Source organism: Flavobacterium sp. ENC, assembly GCF_020991415.1.
Classification (GTDB): domain Bacteria; phylum Bacteroidota; class Bacteroidia; order Flavobacteriales; family Flavobacteriaceae; genus Flavobacterium.
Genome location: NZ_JAJMOY010000002.1, coordinates 890,401 through 916,374 on the forward strand (window position 1 = coordinate 890,401; position 25,974 = coordinate 916,374).

Here is a 25,974-nt window from a genome sequence, read left to right on the forward strand (position 1 = left end):
TAAGTTACTGATGTGTGTTGTTAAGATTCTAAAAAAGCTTTAAAACTCTTTCGTAATCTTCGGACTTAATACCTGCTTTTTGAAATGCTGCAAAGTCTAACTTCGTTTTGTCTGTCCAGCTCAGGCTGTCTGTTACATTCTGATTTTGGTATTTTTTATAAATAGATTTGGCCGCACTGTAATCGTCGCTTAAAAGATAGACATGCGCCAGATTCAATTTTACCAATAGTTCTGTATCATCCAGTTTTTCACCTTCCTTAAGTACCTTGACTGCTTTTGCATATTGCTTCGTCAGGATATAGCAGTAACCTATTGCACTGTAATCTGTTGCTGTCGCTTTTCCATCATTAATAATGGTGTTTAATTTAGGAATAGCTTCGTTGTATTTTTCTTTTTTTATTAAAGTTGCGATTTGTGTTCTTAAATCGTTATACACATTTTTAGAAATATCTGCATCGTTGTAACAGGCATTTCCAAAATCTTTATACACTTTGGTTTTTTCGATTGCCAATAACTTCTGAAATTCCGAATAGCGGTATTGCTTCATTATTTTATTCAAAATACAAACACAGAAATCGTCTGAATTAGCCATTTTCTGGGCCATTGTGGAGGTTTTGCACAAACTGATAATTTCATTTTTATTATCCTGATTCCAGCCGCGGTTGAGTTTGGTATCAACCCAGGGCACCACTTCCAAAACAATCTTCTGGTTTAAAAGCCAGTTTTTGCTTTCGAAACCAAACCATATAGTAGTCGTATTTTCTTTTAGGCAGGAAGATTTATCTAAAGACAATCTTTTGGCATCTTTACTTACAGGTTCCAGCTGAGCAAAACAGGCTGTATCTGTCTTTCCGTCGCTTACATATTTTTTGGCATTTTCATTGGAGGTAAAAATCGAATACGTACACTGATCGTCACCTGAAATTTTCGACATCAAAAAAACAGCTCCTGCAGAACCCTGGCCAATTCCGTAAGGATCCGGTATCGCTTTCAGCATTGACACCAGACTATTGGTCATTTCCTGGTTTTTATCCAAAAGCGTAATTCTGTACACTATTTCGGTAGTTCCAACGGGTAAATCTTCTGTGTGAACGGTAATACGATCACGGGCAGAAACGATAATTTCTCTTGTAGTGGCACGTTCTTTGTCCCAATAACCCTCTTTTTGGGCATACGTGCTGTAAAATGAAATTACACAAAAGAACAGTAGTGTTTTTTTGAAAGTCATATGTTATGAATTTTGTTGAGTAGCATGAATCATATTTTGAATCCGTTTTTCAGCTTCCGCTTTTGTGATTCCTTCATGAAAATCTTTCACAAAAGAATGATTGAAGCTTTCATGAGGAAAAATCACCGGTCTGCTGTTGCCTTTTTGGGTGACCACAGTTGTTGGAATACTTTCTGAAAACTCATATCCGCTGATGTCATTCGATAACCAGCCAAAATATTCCGCTTCATGATTTTCATTGTCAAAATTATCCTGATAGTCCTGAAAACTTTTTTCACTTAAAGAAACCCAAAGCCCGTATTCCAGATCTTCACAATGATCCTTTACTTTCTGAAATAATACGCAGCGTATAAATCTGTCCACTTCTTCCGGATAGTTGATCACACAAAAATCTTCATCAATAACGGCGATTTCTTCCTTTTCTTCACTGGAAAGCCAATGGTAATTGTTAGGAGAATTATACGTTAAGGCCGGCCAGCCTTCATGCTGCTGACCACAACATTCACAAATAAAATTGACAGTATCCATTCTTTCAGTTTTCCGACGTAACAGTTTCGTCTCGTTTATCTACCAATTTACAATTCTATTGATTCTCCGATTTTAAGAAGCATTAAGTCTTTTCCTTTATCGAAAAATTTACGAATTGCTTCGTCGTGGTTGATTTCAATATAACCAAAAGTATCAAAATGATATCCGAGGATTTTATCGCATTCTAAGAAGTCTGACGCTATGATGGCATCTTCAACATCCATGGTAAAATTATTCCCGATTGGAAGAATGGCCAAATCTAATTTGGTGCGCATTGGAATCAGCTTCATATCCATGGAAAGCGCTGTATCCCCGGCAATATAGATGTTTTTATGTTCCCCTTCGATTACGAAGCCACCGGGATTTCCGCCATAACTTCCGTTTGGAAAAGAGCTGGAATGAATGGCATTGACGTATTTTACTTTTCCAAAATCAAATTTCCAGCTTCCACCGTGATTCATCGGGTGCGCCTTGAATCCTAATGTGGCATAATAACTTGTAATTTCAGCATTTGAAACAATCACTGCATCGGTGTTTTTTGCAATAGCTTCAACATCCAAAACGTGATCACCGTGCGCATGGGTCAATAAAATATAATCGGCTTTTAAAGTATTTATATCAATTGCCGAAGCTTGTGGATTGCCTGTGATAAAAGGATCAACAATTATATGTTTTCCTCCAACTTCAATCCCTAATGATGCGTGTCCGTAAAAAGTAATTTTCATTTTTTATAAAATTTAAAGTTGAACGAATTCTATCTTCCGCCTAAGAAAAGATTGACAATGATATCTGAAAGTAATGAAATCATACAGATCGTCAACAGCAACGAAAGCAAGAATGTACTTAATGCTAATTTTTTTAATTCGGGATCTAAAAGCTTAGGATCCTTATTTTTAGAAACGGTAATTAAATGTTTGGTTAAAGGAATATACGCCAATAAAAACAAATACTGATCGAAACGGTAATGGCTTAAAAGAGCAAACACCACTACCAGTAGCATTGCCGTTACGATAAGCGTAAAATGGTATATTTTTGCCTTTTTATCACCAATCTGAACTACGATTGTATTTTTACCTGATTTTTTGTCTGATTCTTCATCACGCATATTGTTCAGGTTTAAAACTCCGACACTCAGCAAACCGATGGCTATTGCAGGTAAGATCAGAAGCGGATCTACTTCTTTGGAATATAAAAAATTAACCCCCAAAGTGCTTACCAGACCAAAGAAAACGAAAACAAATACATCTCCGAAACCTTTGTAGCCATAAGCAGAATTTCCAACGGTGTAACGGATAGCCGAAGCAATTGCCGCAATTCCCAGTAAAAGGAAAAATATTGAATATCCAAAGTTAGACTCGCCAAAGGCAAAATAGATCAGTGTAATTGCGGATAATAAAGTTAAAAGTGAGGTAATGATAATCGCTTTTTTCATTTCCTGCGGCGTGATAACACCAGACTGGATAGCGCGTTTCGGCCCAACACGATCTTCATTGTCAGTGCCTTTTACACCATCTCCGTAATCATTGGCAAAATTTGATAAAATCTGTAAGCCAAGCGTTGTTAAGAGGGCAAAGCCAAAAATTTTCCAGCTAAAAACCTCAGTTGGTGTGTTAATAGTTTCAGTTGGGTTGGATAACGCATAAATACTTCCCACTATTATTCCGGAAACTGATAAAGGCAATGTGCGCAAACGTGCGGCTTCAATCCAATGTTTCATTCTGTTTTGTTTTATTTTGTTTTTTTAGTTTCAGGTTTCAGGTTTCAAGTTTTGTGTTTCAGAACCTGAAACCTGAAACTTGAAACGATTTTTAACTTTTTATGGTAACCATTTATTTTCTCCAAAATTTGGTTTTCTTTTTTCTAAGAATGCATTTCTTCCTTCTTTAGCTTCTTCGGTCATATAAGCCAGACGGGTGGCTTCACCGGCAAATACCTGCTGCCCCACCATACCGTCGTCTGTTAAGTTCATGGCGAATTTCAGCATTTTTATAGATGTCGGTGATTTCTGCAGGATTTCCTGTGCCCACTCATAAGCGGTATCTTCCAGTTCATCGTGAGGGATCACGGCATTGACCATGCCCATATCCATTGCTTCCTGAGCCGAATAATTTCGTCCTAAAAAGAAAATTTCACGTGCTTTTTTCTGACCTACCATTTTAGCAAGATAAGCAGATCCGTACCCACCGTCGAAACTGGTAACATCGGCGTCTGTTTGTTTAAAAATAGCATGTTCTTTGCTGGCAAGGGTCATATCGCAAACCACATGTAAACTGTGTCCGCCACCTACTGCCCAGCCCGGAACAACGGCAATAACAACTTTAGGCATAAAACGAATCAAACGCTGCACTTCAAGAATATTCAAACGGTGTTGTCCATCTTCCCCTACATACCCCTGATGTCCGCGCGCATTCTGGTCTCCTCCGCTGCAAAAAGAATAAACGCCGTCTTTAGTTGAGGGGCCTTCGGCAGAAAGCAACACTACTCCAATTGAAGTATCTTCCTGTGCATCGTAAAAAGCCTGGTATAATTCTGAAGTTGTTTTGGGACGAAAAGCATTTCTGACATTTGGTCTGTTGAAAGCAATTCTTGCCACTCCATTACATTTTTTATAGGTGATATCTTCAAATTCTCTGGCAGTTATCCAATCCATTTCTATTTGTTTAGTTTTAATAATTATAGTGTAAAAATAAACCATTTTTATATTTTTACCTACTGTATTTAATTTTAGTCTGCACGAAAATTACTCCTAATGTTAACAATTACTGTTTCCCTACAAAAAATAACATTATTTAACATTTGTATTCAAAAAAAATAAGTAATTTTACACCCTAGAAATCAATGAGATACATTTTATTTTGTTGATTTAGGATTGATTTTCTTTCACTGATTTATTAACCTAAAAAATGACTTTTTTTGAGAAAATTTAAAAAATTTGTCGCTTATTTTTTGATGGTTTTTATTAGTAAACCCTTAAATAATGAGCAAATGGTTTATGCATTTGTAAAAACTTCAAAAAGGAGATAGTAACACCTACGGTTAAAAGCTGGAAATGTCTGTAATTAGCAAAAGACTGAAAAACGAAAATGAAAAAGCTAATCAACTACTTTCTGTAAGTTATTCTATAAAACCAACGGATCTGCCGTGAAATTGAATTTTTGCTTTTAATAGGAATGTAGAAACTGTTTAAAGACATACCCATATAAAGGAGTAATTTCTAAAATTTTTAAAGCTGTTACTTTTTTAATGGATTCGAATTATTTTATTTCTGTTTTTTTTTAATTACAATTTTTTTTAAAACTAGAATAAAAAGAGAAAGGCTACTTGTTATGAGTAGCCTTTCTTGTTATGTTTTATAGTAAATTCCAAAGTTTTAAATTCCAAATTCCAACAACAAGCAGTATTTGAATTTGGAATTTAAATACTGGAATTTAAAGAAAACCTTAATTTTCCTCTTTTACCAGATAAATTCCGTCTTCTTTTATTTCGATGAGCTTTTCTTTGTACAAGGCGCCAACTGCTTTTTTGAAGGTTTTTTTACTCATTTTCAGTACCGTTTTGATATCCTCCGGGTGAGAATTATCAGTTAGGCGTAAAAAACCGCGATTGGCTCTTAATTCGTATAAAATTTTCTCTGCATTTGGTTCAATACTCTGATAACCCTGCACTTGCAAGGCAACATCAATTTTATTGTCAGGACGGATATTTTTAATGTATCCGGTCATTCGGTCGCCTGTTCTTATGGCGTCATCGTAAACTTCGTCTTTGTACAGCAATCCTTTGTGCCTCTCATTGATAATCACATTGATTCCGATTTCGGTAATATGCGAAACGATTAAATCTACCTCTTCGCCTTTTTCGACAGTTAAGGTATCATTATTCAAAAACTGATTGGTTTTGCTTGAAGCGACCAGGCGATTGGTTTTTTCATCCATATAAAGGTAAACCAGATAACGTTTTCCTTTTTCCATAGGGCGCGCCTGTTCTTTAAACGGAACCAGAATGTCTTTTTCCATTCCCCAGTCCATAAAAGCACCAACCTGATTGATGTAATTTACCCTTAACAAGGCAAATTCGTTCAGTAATATATAAGGTTCCAGCGTTGTCGCAACAGGACGCTGTTCGTGGTCTAAATAAACAAAAACGATAAGCTCCTCGCCTATCTCAAATTCATGGGGAACGTATTTATTGGGTAATAAAATATCATGAATTCCTTCAGGGTCTTTTTCAGGGTTTCCTAAAAACAAACCAACTTTGGTATCACGTAATATAGTAAGGGTATTGTATTTTCCTATTTCAATCATATTCTTAAAATTCTAAGCTGTTAAGCAGCTAAGTTTCCATCTGCAAATGTACGAAGTTTGAAAATGGTAATCCTAAAAATGTTTCTAATTAAAAAAAAGACACCGGCATCTTAGTGTATTTTAGTCATTTTAATTAAATTTGAGAACCTGTAATTAATCCAAAATCAATGAATAAGACCATTTTCTACTCCATTTTTACCTTTTTGTTTTTTACTCATATTACTACCTCGCAAGTTTCCGACGATCCCGAAATAAAAAAAATGATTAGTGAAATCAAGGCCGAAAACCTGGAAGCTACAATCCATAAGTTAGTTTCTTTTGGCACCAGACATACTCTTAGCGATACCAAAAGCAAAACCAAAGGCATAGGCGCCGCACAACAATGGGTAAAATCTGAGTTTGACAGGTTTGCACTGGAATCTGACGGAAGATTAACTGCTGCAATTGATTATTTTGAAGTGAAAGCAGATGGAAAACGAATTATCAAAGACAGTCAGCTTGGCAATGTTATGGCGACTTTAAGGGGAACCGATCCGGGCGACAACCGTGTTCTGATCATAAGTGGACATCTGGACTCGAGAGTTTCTGACGTAATGAATGTAAAATCGAATGCTCCGGGCGCCAATGACGACGGATCCGGTGTTGCGGCTGTAATAGAATTGGCTAAAATAATGAGTAAGAGGTCATTTCCTGTGACTATAATTTTTGTAGCCGTAACCGGTGAAGAACAAGGTCTTTACGGAGCGCGTCATTTAGCAGAATTAGCCAAAGCATCCAACTGGAATATTGTGGCCATGCTGAATAATGATATGATTGGAAATAGTTTGTCCAGTGGTACTAATGTAAGGGACAATACACAAATCAGGATTTTTAGCGAAACGATTCCGTTTTTAGAAACGGAAGACGAAGCTAAGATGCGTAAAGCGACAAGCCGTGATAACGACAGTCCTTCACGACTGCTGGCACGTTATATCAAAACAGTCACGGAGCAATATGTGGACCAGTTAAAAGTGAAATTAGTGTACAGAAACGATCGTTTTTTGCGTGGCGGAGATCACACACCGTTTAGTCAAAATGGATTTACAGCCGTTCGTTTTTGCGAAATGAATGAAAATTTCAACCACCAGCACCAGGATTTAAGAACTGAAAATGGTATTCAGTACGGTGATCTTGCCGAGTTTATGGATTTTGAATATCTGCGAAAAAACACTTGTGCCAACTTAGCCGTCCTGGCCAATTTAGCATGGTCGCCAAAAGCGCCGTTAAACGTAGGGATCGAAGTAAAAGAACTTTCTAATTCTTCCACATTAGTATGGAGCGCGCCGGAAGGAAAAACACCATACGGTTACCAGATTCTGATGCGAGAGACTTCTTCTTCTCACTGGGAGAAAACTTTTTTTGTACAGGAAACTAAAGCTCAACTACCGTATTCTAAAGACAATTACTTCTTTGCGGTGCAGGCCGTGGATGCATTGGGGCATACCAGTTTACCGGTTTTTCCTGTGCCAATTAAATAAACGAATAGGTATTCAAAATAAAAAGCATCCTGATTGATGCTTTTATTTAAGATTAAACTAACTCCTTAAAATATTGTTTTAGAATCACATCGTTTTCAAAAGTGGGCGTGAATACTTCCAGAATACACGGAGCGTCATTTGCCGCATAAAGCGATTCTATGTTTTTGACTAAAGAATCCTCGTCAGTAGCGGTGAAGTAATTCAGCTGATACATTTTAGCGAGGTGTTCTGCTGTTAAATGGTGCGAAGTTTCAAAATACGTATTGAAAACCGGTTTCTCTTCATGTCCGGGCAAAATCCTGAAAATTCCGCCACCTCCATTATTAATTAAAATGATTTTGAAATTCTGCGGGATGTAAGAATTCCATAACGCATTGCTGTCGTACAAAAAGCTAATATCTCCGGTAATAAAGACGTTTTGTTTTCCGCTTCCTACCGCAGCTCCAATGGCTGTTGATGTACTTCCGTCGATTCCGCTCGTTCCTCTGTTGCAAAAAACTTCAATCGATGGATCTATGTGAATCAATTGCGCATAACGGATGGCTGAACTGTTGCTAATCTGCAACTGACTGTTTTTGGGCAAAGCTTCAATTACTTTTTCGAAAACCTTAAAGTCAGAAAACGGAATTTTATCCAGATATTCTTTTCTTCTGATTTTTCGTAAATCGTAAACCTTTTTTATGTTGGCAAAATAGTCACTTTCCGTGATTTTAGCTTTCGAAAATAAATCTTTAAAAAAATCATTGGGCTGCATTACAACATGATTTGATAACGCATTAAAGGTATCGTAAGCACGTAAAATGTCAATATGCCAGTGGTATTTTGGTTTGTATTTTCGCAAAAAAGCCTTGATTCGTTTGGAAACAATCATTCCGCCGAAAGTAACTAAAATTTCCGGTTGAAAATCCTTAAAATCAGCCTCTTCAAAAGGGGTAATTAAAGTATCGATACTATTAATAAAAGCAGGATGATGCAGGTTTGAAGTGGTTTCTGTCAGCACCACTACACACGGGTCTTTTGCCAGCATTTCAGTAACTTCCTCATCGATTACATTAGCGTCATTTACACCAACCATGATTAATTTACGTTTGGCCGAATTCCAGAGGGAAACAATCTCTTCACTGTTTTCTATGGTTTTTGTTTCCAGTGCAGGTTCTGCATTTGTAATCTTTGAATGTACAGAAAGCGCTTCCACTGTTTCATATAAAGGTTCTTCAAAAGGCGCATTAATATGTACCGGGCCTTTTTTAAGAATCGCGGTTTCGATTGCTTTATTGATTTTCAGGTCATTTTCAACGGAAGCTTCTTCGGTTAAATTGGCATTAAAAACCGAATGATTCTCATAAACATTCTGCTGGCGAATCGTTTGCCCGTCTCCAATATCGATTTTGTTTTGCGGACGGTCTGCAGAAATAATAACTAACGGAATCTGACTGTAAAATGCTTCTGCTACAGCCGGATAATAATTTAACAACGCGGATCCCGAAGTACAAACCACTGCTGTCGGCTGCTGGGTCTGCTGGGCAATTCCCAGGGCAAAAAAAGCAGCACAGCGCTCGTCGGCGATGCTGTAACATTTAAAATCAGGGTTTTGGGCAAACCCGATTGTTAAGGGTGCGTTTCTGGATCCGGGAGAAATTATAATAGTAGTGATTCCTTTTGCTAAACAAATTTCGATGATGCTCTGAGCAAGCGGTATTTTGGGGTAAATCATTCTTATGACGTATTTTTATTCCAGAAAATCGAAAAATTTTCTAATACTACAAAGTTACAAACTTCAACGTTGATTTAACTTATAAATGGTGAGATATTAAGTCAAATTTTAGAAAAAGAAGATATATTTGTAAAAGCTTTTATTTGAATAAATAAACTTCCCATGCGCTTTATATACTTGTTTTTATTTTTCCTTTCAATACCGGCAATACACGCGCAAAATCAGTTTGTTCCGGAGGATACTGCTTATAAAACAGGTTTAGAAACGGCCAGAACAGCAAACAAACCGCTTTTTGTAATGCTCTACGCCGACTGGTGCCCGCATTGCAATCTGATGAAAAAAGAAGTCTTTAGTGATCCTGCAGTAATGGATTTCCTTAAAAAAAATTATGTCTGCCTCTGGAAAAATATAGAAAAGGAAGAAGGCAAAATGCTCAAAGATAAATTCAATACCAAATCGCTTCCCACATTTTTATTTTTAGACGCTAATGAAACATTGCTGTATGCGCTAAAAGGTGAAATGAAAACAGCAGCATTTCTGACAGAAGCCACTTATGCTTTGAATCCGAAAATGCAGCTGCCCTATTTAGAAAAAGAGTTTCTGGCCGATGCTTCCAATGCAACAAAATTCTTTGCTTACCTCAATACTTTAAAAAAAGGAAAGGACAGAACCGATTTATCGCCGCCTACCCATCTTTACCTGAATACCCAGTCTGATGCACAATTAATCAGCGAAACCAACTGGCGTGTCATCGCAAATGGTGTAACGGATATTAATTCGAGGGAATTTCAGTATGTGTTAAAACATCAGAAAGAATTTGCTGCCGTAGCTTCACAAAATCGTGTAGACCGAAAATTAGAAAGCATCGTCAGTGAATTGCTTCGCCCTTTGGTCGATAATTTAGATACCGTTAATTATTATAAACAAAGGGAAATTGCAAAATCGATCCGATTGCAGAAAACGGATTCCCTGGTTTTTAAGTTTGACCTGACTTTAGCCGAAAGAACTGAAAAATGGCAATTTTATAAAAAAGTAACACTTGAAGATATTCAGAAACTGGTTTGGAATGACGCGAGCTTCCTAAAAGACATTGGACAAACCTATCTGAAGCATATAACCGACACGGATGCTTTGAAAAAATCTATTTTGTGGGTAAAACATTCCCTGGAATTAAACGATTCGTATGATGGTAATTTACTTACAGCCCGGCTTTATACTAAAATAAAAGATAAAAAATCAGCGCTGAAATATGCCGAAAAGGCAAAGGTAATCTGCACCGAAATGACCTGGAATACCAAGGATGTTGACGTCTTATTAGCAGAATTACTGTCTAAATAACATTAAAAAAAATCAAAAAAACAATCATGGACCTAACGCTCAGACCAGCCACCACTAACGATTTGGATAAAATTCTTGCTATCGTAAATCATTCTATTCTGCACACCACCGCAAATTATAGTTATGATATTCAGACCCTTGAAGTACAGACAAAATGGTTTGAAGATAAAAAAGCTAAAAACTTACCGATTGTTGTTGCTGACTTAAACGGTGAAGTTGTTGGTTTTGGGAGCTACGGACAATTCAGAGAGAAGATTGGTTATCAATACACCGTGGAACACTCTGTTTATGTGGTGGATCATGTGATCGGAAAAGGAATTGGCTCTCAATTACTGACCGAACTCATTCGCCTCGCAAAAGAACAGGGCTATCATGTTATGATTGGTGCTATTGACGCTGAGAATGCCGGAAGTATTGCTTTTCATGAAAGATTTGGTTTTGTCTCCACCGGAACAATTCGTGAAGTGGGATACAAATTTGATCACTGGCTTGATTTGGTTTTTATGCAGTTGATTTTGAAGTAGATTGCGCGCGAATTTTACCGCAAAGGACGCAGGGATTTACGCAAGGAATGCAAAGCAAAGTAATGTGCCTAATTGTGTCGTTCCCAGAAATGCCGCACTGCGCTGCAAAACTGTATGGAGAGTATAGCAACAAAAAAATCCACAAACCTGTATCGCTACAAATTTGTGGATTTTTTGATTAAAACAGCTTTGTTTTATTAGCTTTTTATCCAATTAATTACTTCAGGATCTGTAGGCAAAGTTCTTGGTTTAATTACTTTTACCAATTCTCCTTTTTCGTTGATTAGGTATTTTTGAAAGTTCCATTCCACTTCAGAATCCTGTAAACCGTTTTTGGATTTTTGAGTTAAGAATTTATATACTTCACACATATCATCGCCTTTTACGGAAACTTTATCCATCATAGGGAAAGTTACTCCATAATTTTGCTGGCAAAAAGCCCCAATTTCTTCATTTGTACCCGGTTCCTGTGAAGCAAAATTATTTGCAGGAAAACCAACTATTACAAAACCTTTGTCTTTGTATTCTTTGTAAATCGCTTCAAGATCTTTGTACTGAGGTGTTAATCCACATTTTGAAGCTGTGTTTACAATCATTACCTTTTTACCCTTTAAGGACGCAAAATCAAAAGGATTTCCTGATAAATCTTCTACTTTGAACTGATAAATAGTTTCTTTTGTCATGACCTTATCCGTTTTAGGCGTTTTTGTTTTATTGGTTTGGGCTTGATTTTGGCAGCTAAATAAAAATAACATACCATAAGCCAGAAATAATATTTTTTTCATCGTTTTTAATTTTTTATAAAATTAGTCAAAAACCGTTTTGCAGCTGTTTTTTAGTGGTCTTATTTTCTATTAAATATAAGTTAAATAAAAAAAACGAAGCCTAACGTTAATCAGACGTTAGGCTTCTCCCCATACAAACAAATCAAACCATGAAATTTGAATCTTCTAAGCAATTTTTGTTGCTTTACATTTTAGGGAGTTCCGGATGTGAAATTTAATTTTCTGTACTTCCGGACTCGTGTTTATACTATTTGTTTAGCAGCAAACCAGTTATTCTAATTATACTGACTGATTTTTAATTCCGTTTATTCTAATCTCCTCATAGTTGAATTCCCCGGTTTTGATCGAAATAGTATCTCCTGTTTACCTGGCTGCCCATAATTTCCGGTATCGGTGTTTACAATAGCAAAAATTCTAATTCGTTGGCATCAGCATCACTTTGAACATCTGCAGCATTTATCAACATTTTCGATTGGAAGTCCGAGGGCATCAACTATTTAATCTTTTCAGGTCTCTCCTTCTGTACTTTTCTGTTTTAAATAATTTTATTAAAACTCAAAAAGGCTAAAACATTTGTAAGACCTACAATCAATATTTTTAAATTATTTATTTTATACATGACCTTATTTATTTTACTGAGATTTACTTTACGCTTTTTACGTTAAAAAATGGAATGTTTACCTAATTTATTAGCGGACAGTACGCCGTAAAAATTTAATTTGCCGGAATATTTGTTTCATTTGCTATTTAGCTTAAACATTTCATTTTATGTTATAATAGCATTTACGTAAACGGTTTGCTTTTGGTTTTAAAAAAGTCAAAAAAAAGTTACTTTTTTTTTAAATCCCTTATTTTTCTAAGGTTTAGACTGTTAAAAAAAATATCGTTTTCACGGAAAAATAAATTATCTTTATCTCAGGTAATCAAAAAAATGTTTTCAAAAAATTTGTTTAAGCTTAAAAATCCCATTCTATGAGTCAGGAAGAATTACTAGTTTTAATTTACAAGAAAGACGAAAGAGCTTTTACCCATTTATACGATATGTATTCGAAAAGTTTATTTTCGGTCATTAACGTTTTAATAAAAAACCGCGAAGAAGCCGAAGATGTTTTGCAGGAAGTTTTTGTCAAAATCTGGAAAAATATAGATTCTTATAATGAAAGTAAAGGCCGATTTTACACCTGGATCCTTAATATAGCAAGGAATACATCGATAGACAAGCTGCGATCCAAAAACTTTAATAACAGCCAAAAAAACCTTTCTTCAGATAATTTCGTAAATCTGTTAGATGACAGTAATAAGTTGACCAATAAAATTGATACGATCGGTATTCAGGAATTTGTAAAAAAGCTGAAACCTAAATGTATTGAGATAATCGATTTATTATTTTTCAAAGGATACACCCAACAGGAAGCTTCAGAAGAACTGGCAATTCCATTGGGGACTATCAAAACACAAAACAGAAACTGTATTAACGATTTACGTAATTATTTAAAAATATAATGGAAGCAAAAGAATATATAGAATCAGGAATTCTGGAACTTTACGTTTACGGTTTATTAACCGAAGAAGAGAATCTGGAAGTAGCCGAAATGGCTAAAAACAATCCCGAAGTAGATCAGGAAATCCTTTCGATCGAAAGAGCTATTGTCGCTTTATCGTCAAGTTTTTCTCCTTTTCATTCGGTAGCCAATTTTGAGAAAATAAAAGCACGCCTTGAGCTTAAACATGGTAAAGTAGTCGACATGAAACCCGCCTCAAACTGGTCACAATATGTGGGCTGGGCAGCGGCAGTCGTATTACTTTTAGGTCTGGGCTACCAGACTTTGGAGCTAACCAAAACCAAAGATGCTATTGCAACTGTTGGTAACGAAAAAACTAAAATAGAAAGGGAATTTGCCTATCTGGACCAGCAAAACAAGCAAACCGAAAAAAGTCTTACTATTGTAAGAGATATCAAAAATACTGGGGTAACACTTGGCGGTCAGGCAGTCTCTCCAACATCATTTGCAAAAGTGTACTGGAACAAAGACACGAAAACCACTTACATTGATGCCGCAGGTTTACCAAAACCTCCAAAAGGAATGGTGTATCAGGTATGGGCGCTAAAACTGAGTCCCGTGCTTACACCAACCAGTATTGGTTTACTGAGCGATTTTGAAGGAAATAACCAAAAAATATTTGCTGTTGACCAGACTGTTTCAGCCGAAGCCTTTGGTATCACACTTGAACCTGCCGGAGGAAGTTTAACCCCGACCATGGAACAATTATATACTTTAGGAAAAGTATAAAACATACATCTCATTACTATCCAAAACGCATATTAATTTATTTTGATATGCGTTTTTTTATTATTTTTAATCAAAAACCACGACATGAATACCACTTTACTTTTAAGGATTACTATTGCTATCATTCTCCTCACCCATTCTGTATTCGGAATGTTTGATAACGGAATAAATGATTTCGGGAATTTATTTCTAAATCAGATTGGCTTTGCCCCTTTTGGAGTTCCACTGGCCTGGTCGATTAAATTATCACATGTTGCTGCTGCCATTCTTTTACTTCTCAATAAATACGTGAAACTGGCAGGATTTGTAACCATTTTTGTTCTGATCATGGGAATCATTCTGGTACATTTTCAGGAAGGCTGGTTTGTAGTCGGGGGCGGGCGAAATGGTATGGAATATAACTTTTTACTCATTATGGTACTTGTCGCGATTATGTACCCAAATGGATTTAAAAAAGAGAAAAATAAGACGCAGCATTTATAAAATCTATTTTATAATCTTAACTCAGTCTTCAAAATGGAAATAACCTGCAAAAATTGTAAGCATATTTATAAAGGCCATTACTGTAATAACTGTGGCCAGCCTGCTGCAACCCACAAAATTAACTGGCATTATTTATGGCATGAAATCAGGCACAGTCTGTTGCATTTTGATGAAGGTATTCCGTATTCTGTAAAACAGTTATTTACAAGACCGGGGCATTCTATTCGTGAATTTATCGAGGGAAAGCGGGTCAGGCATTTCAAACCTCTTTCCCTTGTTATAGTACTGGCAACTTTTTACGGTTTACTATATCACTACTTTAATGTCAATTTATATAATGATGCGACTGACACCACTATTGATATTGCGAAATTTAATGAATGGAGTTCAAAGCATTACTCATGGATTATAATCATAACAATTCCGTTTTTTACTTTGGGTACCTATATCAGCTTTAGAAAACAAGGGTATAATTTTGTAGAATACTTTGTATTTAATACCTACAAAGCATCTCAAAAGTTATTTGCGCATATTATTCTGTTTCCTCTTGTAGTTTATTATGACGGGAAACCTGAACTGCATAAAATTATGATTGCTATATATATAGCTGACCTTATTTTAACGTTTTGGACAAACATTCAGTTCTTTAATAAAATCTCTAAAATCAAAGCCCTGTTGCTTTCTATAGTAAGTCAGCTTATTTTCTGGATCAGTTTTCTTTTAACGGTAGGCTTGATTGTTTCTCTTTTTGGTTACAATTAATTTCTTCGAACCGGCTTAAATATTATAATAAAAAAAATGTTCGACTTTTCAGCCGAACATTTTTTATGAATTAATAATGGATATATTATTTTTTGCTTTTATAATGTTTTCTGTAACTTGGATAGGTTATTGCGCCAATTACTGAAATTGTTCCCAAAGAATACCAGATCCAGTTTAGAGAATGAGCTTCACCTGTTGCGTAGGAATGCAGACCAACTAAGTGGAAATTTACTCCGTAATACGTAAACAGAATTGAAATAAACGCAAACATACTCATTAGGTTAAAAAACCACTTTCCGCGTAAAGCAGGTACAAATCTCGCGTGAATTACGAATCCGTAAATCATAATCGAAATTAAGGCCCAGGTTTCTTTCGGATCCCATCCCCAGTAACGTCCCCAGCTTTCGTTGGCCCATTGTCCTCCAAGGAAGTTACCTATCGTTAACATAATTAAACCAATAGTCAGTGACATCTCGTTGATATAAGTGATTTCTTTGATGTTTAGGCTCATTTTTGCTTTGTTTTTCGCATTGGTAAAGAAAATCAAAAGTAAAGCTACAAAGCCTAAAATCATTCCTAAGGCCAATGGACCATAACTTCCTACAATTACTGCTACGTGGATCATTAACCAATACGAATTAAGAACAGGCTGCAGATTCGCAATTTCCGGATCAATCCAGTTCATGTATGCCGCCATTAAGATCATAGCTGTTACAAAGGCTGATGAAGCAACGGTTAGCTTTGATTTTCTGTCAAAAGCCAGTCCGAAGAACATGGTTGCCCACGCTACATAAATAATCGATTCATAAGCATTACTCCACGGCGCATGGCCGGAAATGTACCAACGTGCAACTAATCCCAAAGTATGCAATGCAAATAAAAGGCCGACGATTATATGAAAACCGTTTAGCGTAATGCGCAGCCATTTTTTTTCAAAAAAGATATTTAGAATCGTAAACAGTAACATTAAAACAGAGGCAGTTAAGTACCAATAAGGAAGTTTCTTAAAAACGTCATATTTGTTATATGCAATTTCCGCATCAATTTTTTGTTCACTGGGGCGAACTTTACTTCCGAATTTCTTTTGGAAACCATTGATACTTTCCACTAAATTATCAGCAGTGCTAAAATCTTTGGAAATGGAAGCATTATTCAGGGCACTAAAATATAAAGGAAGAATCTGTTTCACATAAGTGGAATCCATTCCTTTCAGTCCGGCACTTTCACGCTCTAAATACGAAATCCATTTATTATTCGGATCATTCGGAATCGGGAATATTTTTAAAATAGTTCCGCTTAATGCCGATTCCATTAAATTTACTCTTTTATCGGTTTCAATAAAATCTTTCTCAAACTGATTTGGATTCGCTGCTTTGTATGCTGCATCTAAATACGGTGCCAGTTTGTAATTTCCATTGGCATCAAAGAAATTTATAAAAGGAGCGCGTTTGACATCTTTTTCTACTCCGATAATTTTACGGATACTGTCATTCCCCGCTCTTAGGTAAATAATTGGAACCTGAATCCAAACCTGGGCATATTGTGTCATAGACAAAAATACCTGATCAGAATTCATGTCGTTGTAGGTATCGCTCTGACTTACTTTTCGAAGCAATTCTGATGAAAAAGTGTTAATCGGTTTCATTCTTCCACCGGCATCCTGAATAATCAGGCGTCCGAATTTTGCTGCGTGTGATTCCGGTGCCTTGTAAATACTCAATAAAGAATCTAACTGTTTCTGACTTGGCGGTGCCGTAACATGATTGGCATGATCATTCGGATCTTCTGAATGTGAATGTGAATGGCCAGGTGTATGCACGTGAGGTGCAGGCGCTTCCTGTGCAAAACCGTTTAAGCTTAAAAGCAAAACTAAAATCGTAACGAATTTCTCTTTTTTCTTTTTTACGCCTTCCAGTTTGCGTTTTAAATCGGCAAAACGGGAATGTTTGGTAAACATGATAGCCATTAAACCGAAAAACAGCATGAAATAGCCTAAATAAGTGATAGACGTTCCCCAGAAATCATGATTTACAGATAATACAGTTCCTTTTTCATCCGGATCAAATGAAGACTGGAAGAAACGGTATCCTTTATGGTCTAAAACGTGGTTCATATAAATATCAGCATCAAAAGTTTCTGTAGAATCCTGAACGGTTACTTTACTTTCAAAAGCAGAATAACTTTTTTCTGTTCCCGGATATTTTGTAGCAATAAAATCGTTTAATTTAACTTTAAAAGGCAGAATATAAGCTTTGCTTCCGTAGAATAACGAATATTCAATTTTGCCTATTTTAACTGTTTTTGGTTCTCCAACACTTCCTTTTGAGCCTAAAAGCGTGATTTCTTTTTCCTGTCCCTCCGATTTTACCTTTACGATTAAAGCATCATGATGACTTTTGGCTTTAAAATCATTATTCGATTCATACGCTATACTTCCTTTTATAGCAGGATCAGGAAATACAATTCTAATGTCTCCAATACTATATAACGAACGCATCATCAACGGCTGTACATTGTCTTTAGTAACTTTCCCCTGAAATTTATCAGCCATTCGCATAAAATTACCTTCGAACGGTGTTTGGATGGTATATTTTTCTCCGGTCGTGTTGATATTAATTGCTCCGGCTGTAGGTTTATTCAAAGCAAACAAAACGTTGTGAATATTCTGAACTTCCCCTTCTTTAAGGAAATGTTCTTCACGTCCTCCCGCTCCTGCTTCGACTAATTTCAAGTATAAAGTTCCTTTCGGGTCTGGCTTCACCACTTCTTTGGCTCCCATAATGTAGTTCTCGTAAGTTACTTCAAATGGAGTTTCATCAAATTTGCCCGAAATAGAGAAATCATTATCGGTAACGGGAGATAATAAAAGGCTTTTTTCGAAAACTCTGCGTTTCATTTCACCTTTATATTCTCCATCAGCAAAGACTGTCAGGAATGTTTTGTCTGAATAAATTTGGTTTTCGGCAGCACCTTCACGAATCGGCATCATACCTTCATAGCTGATATATCGTGTAATAAATGCTCCCAAAAGGATAAAAATAAAAGCAATGTGCAATAAAAAGGTTGCCCATTTTTCTTTTTTCAAGAGCTGGTACCGTTTGATGTTTCCTATGAAATTAAGCATAAAAATGACCATTATTGCCTCAAACCACCAGGTATTATAAATTAAAATTCTGGCTGTATCAGTATTGTACTTACTTTCGATAAAAGTACCAACACCCATTGCTAAAGCAAATGTTAAAAAAAGAACGGCCATTAATCGTGTAGAAAACAAAAAAGAGAATATTTTTTTATCCATTTCTGAGGAATTACATTGTGTAAAAGTGGGACAAAAGTACTTAAAAATGTTGAGTTCCTATATTTGTGATTTGTTAATTAAAACCAAAAAAAGCCCTCTCTAATAAATGAAATTCTTAAAACCCGGTGTGAAATTTTACAATGCTTCTAAGCTTAAGTTCTTTTTTACACGCAAATGGCACAGATTAAACAGATTGAATACGCTACCGTTAATTTATAAAGAAGATTCCCTTTCCAACATCAAAAAGAATCGGTTTAATCCGTGTCATGTGTGGCTAAACTTCTTTTGCACTTAATTTTCTTTAAAAAAATAATGCTAATTTTGCGTTATGATTCGAATAACAATAATTGGTTCCGGAAATGTAGCGCAGCATCTGATTAAAGCTTTTGCTAAAAGCGAACTTGTAGAAATTGTTCAGGTACATTCCAGAAAGAAAGAGAAATTAGCCACACTACTTGAATTTGATAAAATTACCGATACTTTTGAGGATTTAAAAGAAGCGGATATGTATATTATCGCCGTTTCTGACAATTCGATCTCAGACGTGTCGCAGCAATTGCCTTTTCAAAACCGAATTGTGGTCCACACCTCCGGCGCAGCTTCACTTGAGGTTTTAGATTCAAAAAACAGAAAAGGTGTTTTTTATCCGCTTCAGACGTTTTCCAAAGATAAGGATGTTGATTTTTCAAAAGTTCCGATGTGTCTTGAGGCTGAAAATACTTTTGACTTTCGGGTTTTGGAAATGGCTGCAAAAAGTATATCAAATGTGGTGTTTGCCATAAACTCCGATCAGAGAAAAGCATTGCATGTTTCAGCAGTTTTTGTGAATAATTTCACCAATCATCTGTACCAGATCGGACAGGAAATTTGTGAAGAACATCAGGTTCCGTTTGAGATTCTGAAACCATTGATTCAGGAAACCGCCGAAAAAGTAAACACTTTAGACCCTGCTGCTGCACAAACAGGCCCTGCAAAACGCAACGATTCCCTGACTATCGCAGCACATCTGGACTATTTAAATACTGAAAATCAAAAAAATATCTATAAAATACTAACACAATCTATACAAAATAATGGCAAAAAGTTATAAAGAAATAATGAATGACATCACGACGTTTGTTTTTGATGTTGATGGCGTGCTTACAGACAGTTCGGTTTTTGTAACCAATGAAGGAGAAATTCTTCGTACGATGAATATTCGTGATGGTTATGCGATGAAAGCGGCGGTAGAAAGCGGCTATAATGTTTGCATTATTTCGGGCGGAAGCAATGAAGGTGTTCGTGTTCGTCTTCGCAATTTAGGAATTACCGACATTCATTTGGGAACTCCGGATAAGGTTAAAACCTTTAAAGAATACACTGAAACTTACAATATTAATCCGGAAAATGTGTTGTATATGGGAGATGATATTCCGGATTTTCATGTCATGAAATTAGTTGGATTACCTACCTGTCCGCAGGATGCAAGTCCTGAAATTAAAAATATCTGCCATTATATCTCACACGTAAAAGGTGGAAAAGGAGCTGCACGTGATGTGATCGAGCAGGTAATGAAAGTACAGGGAAAATGGATGGAGCATTTTAGCGGGAAACACGATTAGGTTTTTAGTCGCGGTTTTCAGTCGCAGTCGCAGTCGCAGTCTCAGTCGCAGTCTCAGTCGCAGTCTCAGTCTCAGTCTCAGTCTCAGTTTTCAGACCAATAAATAACCTTTGTTCTGCCTCTCTGCACCTTCATAAAAAAAACTCAGAACCTTAAAAAAAACTTTGCCCCTTTGAACCTCTGTCCCTTTGAACCTTAAAAAAACTCAGAACCTTAGTAACTTAGCCACTCAGAACCTTAAAAAAAACCTCAGAACCTTTAAAAAAATGAAATTCCTCAAACTCATTCGATATCAAAACTTAGTGATGCTTGCTTTTATGCAGCTTTTATTTCGTTATGCTTTTTTAAAACAGCAGGATATTCCGTTGGCTTTAGCGGACTGGCAATACGGTCTCTTAGTTCTGAGCACTGTTTTGATAGCGGCAGCGGGTTATGTAATTAATAATGTTATGGACGTTGCTACAGATACGATCAACAAACCCAATGATGTTGTGATCGGAAAAGGAATTTCTGAAACTGCAGCTTATAATATTTATATCGGGTTAAATATTACCGGTGTTGCCATAGGTTGTTATTTATCGAATGTGATAATGAGGCCGGGTTTTGTCGTTTTATTTATTTTAATTGCTTCGGTGCTTTATTTTTATTCCACATCACTAAAGCAAATCATGGTTTTAGGGAATTTTGTGGTCGCCGCGGTATTATCATTTAGTGTTATTATTATTGGCGTTTTTGATCTTTTCCCGGCTACCAATGGAGAGAATCAGGCTCACATGGCAAGTATTTTTTCCATTTTGACCGATTATGCCCTGTTTGCCTTTATGATTAATTTCATTCGCGAAATAGTTAAAGATATTGAAGATGTAAACGGCGATTATAATCAGGGGATGAATACCTTACCCATTGCCATTGGAATCAGCAGGGCCACAAAAATTGTTTTGGCGTTTGCTATTATTCCATTTATCCTTTGCTTGTTTTATATCAACAAATATTTTTTAGAAAACAATCTTTTTATCGTTACTTTTTATGCTTTTGCTTTTGTTTTGGCGCCCCTTTTATATTTCATCGTGAAAATATTCAGTGCTAAATCTCAAAAGGATTTTCATCATTTAAGTACTGTTTTGAAACTAATATTACTTTTCGGAATTTTATCAATCCTGGTTATTGCCCTAAATATAAAATACAATGCTTAAAGAAAAACTAAAAAAATATACTATAATCCTGGCCTCAGGATCTCCGCGCAGACAACAGTTTTTTAAAGACCTGGATTTGGATTTTGAAATCAGGCTTAAAGACATTGAAGAAATATATCCACAGGAATTACAAGCAGTTGAAATCACCGATTACCTGGCTGAATTAAAAGCTAACGCTTTTGAGGGAGAATTAAATCCTAATGAGATTTTAGTGACCAGCGACACGATAGTATGGCATCAGAATAGGGCTTTGGGGAAACCTAAAAGTGCCACAGAAGCTTTTGAAATGATAAAATCGATGTCCAATACGACACATGAGGTTTTTACATCGGTTTGTTTTAAAACCAGCTCTGCTTCTACTGTCATCAATGATGTTACCAAAGTTACTTTTAAGGATTTATCTGATGAAGCGATTCTTTATTATATAGAGAATTACAAACCTTATGATAAAGCAGGTGCCTATGGTATTCAGGAATGGTTTGGTTTTATGGCTGTTACCAAAGTAGAAGGTTCTTACACGAATGTTATGGGGCTTCCAACGGCTAAAGTTTACGAATATTTGAGTACTTTAGTCTAAAAAATCACTTATGTTTTCTTTTAAAGAATATAGTCAGGAAATAGTTGCTACAGGAATTCTTATTATTGCATTAGTTGCTTTAAGGATGATTATTGCCAAGTTAATTCGTCGTTATGCCAGTTCAAGTCAATTGCTGGAACACCGGACGAACTTAGTAATTAAATACATTCATTTGCTAATGAATACACTGGTAATCATTAGCCTGATTGTGATTTGGGGAGTCGACACCAAAGATATCTTTATCACCGTTTCTTCCATTGCAACTGTGATTGGTGTGGCCATGTTTGCGCAATGGTCCATTCTGAGTAATATTACTTCGGGAATGATTTTATTTTTTTCATTTCCGTTTAGAATTGGCGATACTATCAAAATTCACGATAAGGATTTTCCAATTGAGGCGGAGATTGAAGATATTAGTGCCTTTCACGTCAATTTAAGAACTAAAGAGGGCGAAAAAATTATTTTCCCCAATAATCTACTGCTCCAAAAAGGCATTTCAATTATGCCGGTGCACTATGAAGACAAGGAGTTTTTTGATTAATTGTTAATGGGAATTTTATAAACTAAAGAAGAAAAGCTAAAACAGTATTATTTAAATAAAATATAATATTTGTTTAACCAACTCTCTGACTTTATTTAAATTCCAAAAAATGACTCGAACAGTACAATTGCCTTTTTATGCAAAACTTTCTCTGATACTTATAAGTTTAATTTGTTTTGCTTACATCTTCTGCATCGGAAAAGATATTATTACACCCGTGTTAATGGCGTTTCTATTTGCCGTTTTATTACTTCCGGTATTTACCTTTTTAAACTCAAAACTTAAGTTTCCCAGATATCTTGCCGCGATTCTTTGTGTTATTCTTTTTGCTTCTTTTATTATTGGTATATTACTTTTCATCTCCTATGAAGTCACAGATATGGCCAATGATTTTGCTACCATTAAAAAGAATGCGGGTGCCTTTATTGTTGACATTCATAAATTCATAAAAGATAATTTTAATATTAGTATCGGAGAACAAAAAAAATATATTGATAATGTCACCAAAGATTCTGTTAAAAACGGAAATGCCACTATTGGTTCTGCAATAATATCAATAAGTGATCTTCTTTTAGATTGCACTATTATCCCGATCTATACCTTCTTATTTTTATTGTATAAAGATCATTTTATTCTTTTCCTGGTCAAGTTAATCAGTAAAGACAATCATGCCAACCTCAAAAACATTTTATCACAAATAAAGGTTTCCATCAATAATTATATTGTAAGTTTAATACTAGAGATGATAGTTGTTTCGGTCTTAACCAGTCTGGGACTTTGGATTATTGGTGTCAAATATTTCATACTGCTTGGACTTATAACCGGTATACTGAATCTGATACCTTATATTGGTATTACTGCTGCAGGGATCATAACCATATTAGCTTCGCTTACCGGTTCTGCGGAAACATCAATGATTCTTGGAATTTTAATTGTAAACCTGATTGTTCAGTTAATTGATAATAATGTTCTTGTGCCTTTAATTATAAATTCTAAAGTTGAAATAAACGCCTTTGTATCGATTATGGGAATTATAATCGGTGGCTCGGCGGCCGGAATATCGGGAATGTTTCTGGCCATACCGCTTTTGGCAATTTTAAAGATTATTTTTGACAGAATCGAATCACTGGAGCCTTGGGGGTATTTGATGGGCAATCATATGCCCAAAAGGTTTATCTGGAGAATTAGAAAAGTAAATCCTGAAAATTAAATGCTGCTCCTGTAAGATATAAGCAATATTTATCTTACATTCATGCAAAATCTTCTGTAAAAGTCAAAATACAACTGAATGTTTCGAAAACTAAAAATAGTAATTGCTGTTTTACTTTGCTTATCCCTGCAAAGCGTCTGTGCACAAGTGGACAAACCTAAAAAGGAACCCGCTAAAGACAGTGCAGCAGTTTATAAAAAAATCCAGAATTACTCTAAAAAACGAAAATTCACCAAAACATTGCATAAATGGCTTTTCAGAACCAATAAACCGAGAAAAAGAGAAGTTGAAATTATAGATAAGGACACTACTAATTATGACGGAAAAATTATCCGTAAAATAAATGTGGTGACTCTGGATCCTTTCGGACATTCGGTAGTAGATTCTACGGCCATGCCCAAAAACTGGGGAGAAAGAACCGGTAATAAGCTCCATTTAAAAACAAAAAAAATAGCTATCTATAATCTGCTGTTATTTAAAAGAAATACACCTTATGACGCCTACAAAGTCCTGGAAAGTGAGCGTATTATCCGATCCCAGCGATATGTGACGGCGGTGAAAATCACAAGAAAGCTGGTGAGTAAAGAATCGGACTCCATTGATGTTACCATTCGTGTTTTAGATTCATGGAGTACAATCCCCAGATTATCTTTTTCAAGCAACAAGATTTCTGTTGGGATGAAAGAGAAAGATTTTTTCGGATCAGGCCAGCAATTGGATTATCGTTTTACCAATCGTTTTGAGGATGGTGCAAATGGCAATGATATTACCTACACCGTTCCGAATATTGTCAATACTTTCATCAGTACAACCTTAAAGTACAATATGGATCTCGACAATAATTACAGTAAAAGTGTTGATTTCGAACGGGCTTTTTACTCTCCCCTGACCAAATGGGCAGGCGGAATATTATTGGGACAAAGTTTTAGGAGAGATAGTTTGCAGGGACCGGATTTAAATTATTATTTCCAGCCTTTTAAATATGATTATCATGATCTTTGGGCAGGAAAAGCAGCAAAAGTTTTTGAAGATGAGGCTAACGGAATAACCAATCTGATTGTATCGGGACGATTTTTAAATATTGATTATAAAGAAAGTCCGTCCAGGGATTTTGATCCCACGGATTATTATTCTGATGAAAAATTAATTTTAAGCGGTGTCGGAGTTAATACCCGAAGGTTTGTCAAAGACAGCTATATTTTTAGAAATGGACAGACCGAAGATGTCCCCATAGGCAGGATTTACGGAATGACATTTGGCTATCAGTATAAAAATACTTTTTGGAGGCCCTACGTCGGGGCGCAGTTCTCTTTTGGTAACTATTATCGCCTAGGATTTCTGAGCATGAATTTTGAAGCCGGAACTTTCTTTCATCAGTCCAAAACGTATCAGACAACCTTATTGTTTGAATCTAATTACTTTACCAAACTGTACAGTATTGGAAACTGGAAGATAAGACAATTTATTAATCCTAAATTCGTATTGGGTATCAATCGTGTCGATGTTATTGGCGATCAGCTAACTATTAATGATCGCGAAGGAATCGCCGGATTTAACACTGCCCTGTACGGAACAAGCAAGGTTCTTTTGTCCTTGCAAACACAAACCTATGCCCCTCACGCCCTTTGGGGATTTCGTATGAATCCGTTTTTTAATTATACTGCGGCCATACTCGGAAGTAAAAATGATGCCATGTTTAAAAACAAACCGTATCATAAATTTACTATAGGTTTAGTGATCAGTAATGATTATCTGGTGTTCAGTTCATTTCAACTTTCGCTGTCTTACTATCCTACCATTCCGTTGCAGGGCGATAATGTAACGAAAACCAATACTTTTGAAACGACAGATTATGGACTGCAAACTTTTGAGCTGGCAAAACCACGAGTTGTAGAATATAAATAAGCCATGATTAGAATTCTTCTTTTTGTTGTCTCTAAAAAGTAATTTTTATTTATGTTTTTAGTCTTTTTGCAATCTATTAATAATCAATTATTTCCAAAATAATAAAGAATAACCCGTCGATAAAAAACATCTTTTATCGGTTAAAATGCATTTAGTTTTTATTTTTGGCACAGTATATG

At 35.8% G+C, this 25,974-nt stretch carries 23 protein-coding genes; 14 read left to right on the forward strand and 9 right to left on the reverse strand.

The features are described 5' to 3' along the window. Positions 1-28: 28 nt before the first annotated feature. The 6 genes from LPB89_RS08500 to LPB89_RS08525 all read right to left on the reverse strand — a co-directional run bounded on the left by LPB89_RS08500 (position 29) and on the right by LPB89_RS08525 (position 6,057). Positions 29-1,228: a M48 family metallopeptidase gene (locus LPB89_RS08500; RefSeq protein ID WP_230701326.1), complete on the reverse strand. Its 1,200-nt coding sequence runs from the start codon at positions 1,226-1,228 to the stop codon at positions 29-31. Positions 1,229-1,231: 3 nt separating this feature from the next. Then, the gene (locus LPB89_RS08505) at positions 1,232-1,756 is read right to left on the reverse strand and encodes a DUF2199 domain-containing protein (protein WP_230701327.1); all 525 of its coding nucleotides are present in this window, start codon (positions 1,754-1,756) and stop codon (positions 1,232-1,234) included. A 47-nt stretch (positions 1,757-1,803) separates the two neighbouring features. Further along, complete coding sequence (locus tag LPB89_RS08510) at positions 1,804-2,481, reverse strand: metal-dependent hydrolase (RefSeq protein ID WP_230701328.1); 678 nt, start codon at positions 2,479-2,481, stop codon at positions 1,804-1,806. 29 nt (positions 2,482-2,510) lie between these two features. Then, positions 2,511-3,473 carry a 1,4-dihydroxy-2-naphthoate octaprenyltransferase gene (menA, locus tag LPB89_RS08515; protein WP_230701329.1) on the reverse strand — a complete coding sequence of 321 codons (963 nt, stop codon included), beginning with the start codon at positions 3,471-3,473 and terminating at the stop codon, positions 2,511-2,513. A 99-nt stretch (positions 3,474-3,572) separates the two neighbouring features. After that, complete coding sequence (locus LPB89_RS08520; RefSeq protein WP_035681238.1) at positions 3,573-4,406, reverse strand: 1,4-dihydroxy-2-naphthoyl-CoA synthase; 834 nt, start codon at positions 4,404-4,406, stop codon at positions 3,573-3,575. Between the two features lie 790 nt (positions 4,407-5,196). Beyond that, a complete protein-coding gene (locus LPB89_RS08525) occupies positions 5,197-6,057 on the reverse strand; it encodes a S1 RNA-binding domain-containing protein (RefSeq protein WP_230701330.1) in 861 nt (286 codons plus the stop codon). Positions 6,058-6,224: 167 nt separating this feature from the next. Here LPB89_RS08525 and LPB89_RS08530 point away from each other — a divergent pair, with 167 nt between their 5' ends. Beyond that, on the forward strand, positions 6,225-7,574 hold the full coding sequence (locus LPB89_RS08530) for a M28 family metallopeptidase (RefSeq protein WP_230701331.1): 1,350 nt from the start codon (positions 6,225-6,227) through the stop codon (positions 7,572-7,574). Between the two features lie 52 nt (positions 7,575-7,626). Here the strand turns inward: LPB89_RS08530 and menD are convergent, their stop codons facing one another. Next, a complete protein-coding gene (gene menD, locus LPB89_RS08535) occupies positions 7,627-9,288 on the reverse strand; it encodes a 2-succinyl-5-enolpyruvyl-6-hydroxy-3-cyclohexene-1-carboxylic-acid synthase (protein WP_230701332.1) in 1,662 nt (553 codons plus the stop codon). A 162-nt stretch (positions 9,289-9,450) separates the two neighbouring features. On the opposite strand from menD, the gene LPB89_RS08540 reads away from it, so the two are divergent. Both LPB89_RS08540 and LPB89_RS08545 read left to right on the forward strand, forming a co-directional pair. Beyond that, positions 9,451-10,626 (forward strand): thioredoxin family protein, encoded by a 1,176-nt coding sequence (locus LPB89_RS08540; protein WP_230701333.1) that lies wholly within the window; start codon positions 9,451-9,453, stop codon positions 10,624-10,626. A gap of 26 nt (positions 10,627-10,652) precedes the next feature. Continuing rightward, the gene (locus LPB89_RS08545; protein WP_230701334.1) at positions 10,653-11,150 is read left to right on the forward strand and encodes a GNAT family N-acetyltransferase; all 498 of its coding nucleotides are present in this window, start codon (positions 10,653-10,655) and stop codon (positions 11,148-11,150) included. A 197-nt stretch (positions 11,151-11,347) separates the two neighbouring features. On the opposite strand, the gene LPB89_RS08550 is transcribed toward LPB89_RS08545, so the two are convergent. After that, positions 11,348-11,935: a glutathione peroxidase gene (locus LPB89_RS08550; RefSeq protein ID WP_230701335.1), complete on the reverse strand. Its 588-nt coding sequence runs from the start codon at positions 11,933-11,935 to the stop codon at positions 11,348-11,350. Positions 11,936-12,907: 972 nt separating this feature from the next. Here LPB89_RS08550 and LPB89_RS08555 point away from each other — a divergent pair. From LPB89_RS08555 to LPB89_RS08570, 4 genes are all read left to right on the forward strand, one after another. Then, positions 12,908-13,438 (forward strand): RNA polymerase sigma factor, encoded by a 531-nt coding sequence (locus tag LPB89_RS08555; RefSeq protein ID WP_042566920.1) that lies wholly within the window; start codon positions 12,908-12,910, stop codon positions 13,436-13,438. Next, positions 13,438-14,226 carry an anti-sigma factor domain-containing protein gene (locus LPB89_RS08560; RefSeq protein WP_230701336.1) on the forward strand — a complete coding sequence of 263 codons (789 nt, stop codon included), beginning with the start codon at positions 13,438-13,440 and terminating at the stop codon, positions 14,224-14,226. The genes LPB89_RS08555 and LPB89_RS08560 overlap by 1 nt, the downstream gene beginning before the upstream one ends. An 84-nt stretch (positions 14,227-14,310) precedes the next feature. Beyond that, positions 14,311-14,709 carry a DoxX family protein gene (locus LPB89_RS08565; protein WP_230701337.1) on the forward strand — a complete coding sequence of 133 codons (399 nt, stop codon included), beginning with the start codon at positions 14,311-14,313 and terminating at the stop codon, positions 14,707-14,709. Positions 14,710-14,742: 33 nt separating this feature from the next. Then, positions 14,743-15,471 carry a DUF3667 domain-containing protein gene (locus LPB89_RS08570; protein ID WP_230701338.1) on the forward strand — a complete coding sequence of 243 codons (729 nt, stop codon included), beginning with the start codon at positions 14,743-14,745 and terminating at the stop codon, positions 15,469-15,471. An 85-nt stretch (positions 15,472-15,556) separates the two neighbouring features. On the opposite strand, the gene ccsA is transcribed toward LPB89_RS08570, so the two are convergent. After that, positions 15,557-18,769, reverse strand: coding sequence for a cytochrome c biogenesis protein CcsA (gene ccsA, locus LPB89_RS08575; protein WP_230701339.1), 3,213 nt, complete (start codon positions 18,767-18,769; stop codon positions 15,557-15,559). A gap of 328 nt (positions 18,770-19,097) precedes the next feature. Here ccsA and LPB89_RS08580 point away from each other — a divergent pair, with 328 nt between their 5' ends. The 7 genes from LPB89_RS08580 to LPB89_RS08610 all read left to right on the forward strand — a co-directional run bounded on the left by LPB89_RS08580 (position 19,098) and on the right by LPB89_RS08610 (position 25,795). Beyond that, positions 19,098-19,859 carry a Rossmann-like and DUF2520 domain-containing protein gene (locus LPB89_RS08580; RefSeq protein ID WP_230701340.1) on the forward strand — a complete coding sequence of 254 codons (762 nt, stop codon included), beginning with the start codon at positions 19,098-19,100 and terminating at the stop codon, positions 19,857-19,859. Beyond that, positions 19,843-20,370 carry an HAD family hydrolase gene (locus LPB89_RS08585; protein WP_230701341.1) on the forward strand — a complete coding sequence of 176 codons (528 nt, stop codon included), beginning with the start codon at positions 19,843-19,845 and terminating at the stop codon, positions 20,368-20,370. Before LPB89_RS08580 ends, LPB89_RS08585 begins: the two co-directional genes overlap by 17 nt. Before the next feature lie 265 nt (positions 20,371-20,635). Continuing rightward, a complete protein-coding gene (locus LPB89_RS08590) occupies positions 20,636-21,562 on the forward strand; it encodes a geranylgeranylglycerol-phosphate geranylgeranyltransferase (RefSeq protein WP_230701342.1) in 927 nt (308 codons plus the stop codon). After that, on the forward strand, positions 21,555-22,139 hold the full coding sequence (locus tag LPB89_RS08595) for a Maf-like protein (protein WP_230701343.1): 585 nt from the start codon (positions 21,555-21,557) through the stop codon (positions 22,137-22,139). The genes LPB89_RS08590 and LPB89_RS08595 overlap by 8 nt, the downstream gene beginning before the upstream one ends. Before the next feature lie 10 nt (positions 22,140-22,149). After that, the gene (locus LPB89_RS08600; RefSeq protein ID WP_230701344.1) at positions 22,150-22,680 is read left to right on the forward strand and encodes a mechanosensitive ion channel domain-containing protein; all 531 of its coding nucleotides are present in this window, start codon (positions 22,150-22,152) and stop codon (positions 22,678-22,680) included. A 109-nt stretch (positions 22,681-22,789) separates the two neighbouring features. Continuing rightward, a complete protein-coding gene (locus LPB89_RS08605; RefSeq protein WP_230701345.1) occupies positions 22,790-23,890 on the forward strand; it encodes an AI-2E family transporter in 1,101 nt (366 codons plus the stop codon). Positions 23,891-23,968: 78 nt separating this feature from the next. Next, a complete protein-coding gene (locus tag LPB89_RS08610) occupies positions 23,969-25,795 on the forward strand; it encodes a hypothetical protein (protein WP_230701346.1) in 1,827 nt (608 codons plus the stop codon). The last annotated feature ends 179 nt before the right edge of the window (positions 25,796-25,974 follow it).

What these genes read in the sequence shown, in the direction of transcription:
- LPB89_RS08540 (WP_230701333.1), top strand. Translation starts at nt 9,451, where the DNA reads ATGCGCTTTATATACTTGTTTTTATTTTTCCTTTCAATACCGGCAATA.
- LPB89_RS08580 (WP_230701340.1), top strand. Translation starts at nt 19,098, where the DNA reads ATGATTCGAATAACAATAATTGGTTCCGGAAATGTAGCGCAGCATCTG.
- ccsA (WP_230701339.1), bottom strand. Translation starts at nt 18,769, where the DNA reads ATGGATAAAAAAATATTCTCTTTTTTGTTTTCTACACGATTAATGGCC.
- menA (WP_230701329.1), bottom strand. Translation starts at nt 3,473, where the DNA reads ATGAAACATTGGATTGAAGCCGCACGTTTGCGCACATTGCCTTTATCA.
- LPB89_RS08505 (WP_230701327.1), bottom strand. Translation starts at nt 1,756, where the DNA reads ATGGATACTGTCAATTTTATTTGTGAATGTTGTGGTCAGCAGCATGAA.
- LPB89_RS08520 (WP_035681238.1), bottom strand. Translation starts at nt 4,406, where the DNA reads ATGGATTGGATAACTGCCAGAGAATTTGAAGATATCACCTATAAAAAA.
- LPB89_RS08510 (WP_230701328.1), bottom strand. Translation starts at nt 2,481, where the DNA reads ATGAAAATTACTTTTTACGGACACGCATCATTAGGGATTGAAGTTGGA.
- LPB89_RS08565 (WP_230701337.1), top strand. Translation starts at nt 14,311, where the DNA reads ATGAATACCACTTTACTTTTAAGGATTACTATTGCTATCATTCTCCTC.
- LPB89_RS08525 (WP_230701330.1), bottom strand. Translation starts at nt 6,057, where the DNA reads ATGATTGAAATAGGAAAATACAATACCCTTACTATATTACGTGATACC.
- LPB89_RS08590 (WP_230701342.1), top strand. Translation starts at nt 20,636, where the DNA reads ATGAAATTCCTCAAACTCATTCGATATCAAAACTTAGTGATGCTTGCT.
- LPB89_RS08550 (WP_230701335.1), bottom strand. Translation starts at nt 11,935, where the DNA reads ATGAAAAAAATATTATTTCTGGCTTATGGTATGTTATTTTTATTTAGC.
- LPB89_RS08530 (WP_230701331.1), top strand. Translation starts at nt 6,225, where the DNA reads ATGAATAAGACCATTTTCTACTCCATTTTTACCTTTTTGTTTTTTACT.
- LPB89_RS08555 (WP_042566920.1), top strand. Translation starts at nt 12,908, where the DNA reads ATGAGTCAGGAAGAATTACTAGTTTTAATTTACAAGAAAGACGAAAGA.
- menD (WP_230701332.1), bottom strand. Translation starts at nt 9,288, where the DNA reads ATGATTTACCCCAAAATACCGCTTGCTCAGAGCATCATCGAAATTTGT.
- LPB89_RS08545 (WP_230701334.1), top strand. Translation starts at nt 10,653, where the DNA reads ATGGACCTAACGCTCAGACCAGCCACCACTAACGATTTGGATAAAATT.
- LPB89_RS08570 (WP_230701338.1), top strand. Translation starts at nt 14,743, where the DNA reads ATGGAAATAACCTGCAAAAATTGTAAGCATATTTATAAAGGCCATTAC.
- LPB89_RS08560 (WP_230701336.1), top strand. Translation starts at nt 13,438, where the DNA reads ATGGAAGCAAAAGAATATATAGAATCAGGAATTCTGGAACTTTACGTT.
- LPB89_RS08585 (WP_230701341.1), top strand. Translation starts at nt 19,843, where the DNA reads ATGGCAAAAAGTTATAAAGAAATAATGAATGACATCACGACGTTTGTT.
- LPB89_RS08600 (WP_230701344.1), top strand. Translation starts at nt 22,150, where the DNA reads ATGTTTTCTTTTAAAGAATATAGTCAGGAAATAGTTGCTACAGGAATT.
- LPB89_RS08610 (WP_230701346.1), top strand. Translation starts at nt 23,969, where the DNA reads ATGTTTCGAAAACTAAAAATAGTAATTGCTGTTTTACTTTGCTTATCC.
- LPB89_RS08605 (WP_230701345.1), top strand. Translation starts at nt 22,790, where the DNA reads ATGACTCGAACAGTACAATTGCCTTTTTATGCAAAACTTTCTCTGATA.
- LPB89_RS08595 (WP_230701343.1), top strand. Translation starts at nt 21,555, where the DNA reads ATGCTTAAAGAAAAACTAAAAAAATATACTATAATCCTGGCCTCAGGA.
- LPB89_RS08500 (WP_230701326.1), bottom strand. Translation starts at nt 1,228, where the DNA reads ATGACTTTCAAAAAAACACTACTGTTCTTTTGTGTAATTTCATTTTAC.